Annotated in this window: 3 protein-coding genes; all 3 read right to left on the minus strand. The window is 44.9% G+C overall.

The window, feature by feature from the left end:
- On the minus strand, positions 1–333 hold a 333-nt coding region (locus RSA72_RS14520; protein WP_332633437.1), incomplete at its 3' end, for an amino acid permease.
- Positions 320–487 (minus strand): hypothetical protein, encoded by a 168-nt coding sequence (locus RSA72_RS14525; RefSeq protein ID WP_332633439.1) that lies wholly within the window; start codon positions 485–487, stop codon positions 320–322. The genes RSA72_RS14520 and RSA72_RS14525, both read right to left, overlap by 14 nt.
- A gap of 23 nt (positions 488–510) precedes the next feature.
- The coding region (gene hppD / locus RSA72_RS14530) for a 4-hydroxyphenylpyruvate dioxygenase (RefSeq protein WP_332633441.1) at positions 511–1,438 on the minus strand (928 nt) is incomplete at its 5' end.

The raw sequence follows: 1,438 nt of genomic DNA on the forward strand, positions 1-1,438 counted from the left end.
GGCGCTTAATTCCGCCATGCAGACCAATATGTTTAATACCCAGTAATTCCAGCCGGACATAAAGCCTGCAAATTTGCTCCAGTATTTATAAGCAAAATGGCTGAATGAGCCGCTGACAGGCTCTTCAACAATCATTTCGCCTAATTGGCGCATCATTAAAAAGGCAATCAGCCCTGCAATGGCGTAGCCGAGAATTACAGACGGGCCTGCGAGTTTGATGGTCTGCGCAATGCCGAGAAACAGCCCTGTGCCGATCGAGCCGCCTAGCGCAATCAGCTGGATATGGCGGTTGCTTAAACCTTTCTTGAGGTTTCCTTGTTCAATTTGCTGCATTTTCTATCTTCATCCATGTTGAGACAGTGCCCTGTATGGCGATCAATGCTTTTTTATTTTTATTCTGCTGAATGATCAGAGCAGTATCAGAAATTTTATTAAAATGATTCAAATCATCTATAAAGTTCTTATGCGCCCATGCCTTCAGGCGCATAAGAAATCATGCTGGCCTAAATGTCAGGCATTTGAAATATCTAAAACACCGCGCTTAATCTGATCGCGCTCTATCGATTCAAATAGGGCTTTAAAGTTGCCTTCGCCAAAGCCGTCATCGTCCTTGCGCTGAATAAATTCAAAGAATACAGGGCCAAGCATATTTTCTGAGAAAATCTGCAGCAACAAGCGCTTGTCTTCATTTTGCGTATTGCCGTCCAATAAAATGCCGCGCTTCTGCAGCTCTTCGGTCGGTTCACCATGGCCAGGCAGGCGTTCTGAAAGCATTTCATAATAGGTGTTCGGCGGCGGCGTCATAAATTTGGCGCCCAATGCTTTTAATTTATCCCATGTGCCAATCAGGTCATCGGTAATAAATGCAATATGCTGAATGCCTTCACCATTGAAATCGTTTAGGAACTCGGCAATTTGACCATTGCCTTTTTCCGAGTCTTCATTCAGCGGAATGCGGATTTTGCCATCCGGCGCAGTTAAGGCTTTTGAGGTGAGGCCGGTATATTCGCCCTTAATGTCAAAATAGCGGATCTCCTGAAAATTGAAAATCTTTTCATAGAAGTCTGCCCAATACTGCATGCGCCCTCTGTAGACATTATGCGTCAAGTGGTCGATTTCCTTTAAGCCTGTTCCGGCTGGATGCGCAGGCGCATCATCAAAGAAAATGAAATCACTTTGGTAAATGTCGCGGTCGACCAGGTAAATCGGCGATCCGCCAATGCCTTTAATTGCAGGAATGTTCAATTCCATAGGGCCGATTTTTGAGTAAATAGGTTCTGCGCCCAATTCAACCGCTTTATGAAATGCCTTGGCTGCATCTTTGGTTCTAAAGCCCATTGCGCATGCGGAAGGGCCGTGCTCTTTGAAAAAATAAGCGGCTGCGGATTCAGGCTGATAATTGAGAATAATATTAATATTGCCTTGGCGCCATAAATAC

Origin of the sequence: Acinetobacter sp. (assembly GCF_036659555.1) — a bacterium.
GTDB lineage: Bacteria > Pseudomonadota > Gammaproteobacteria > Pseudomonadales > Moraxellaceae > Acinetobacter.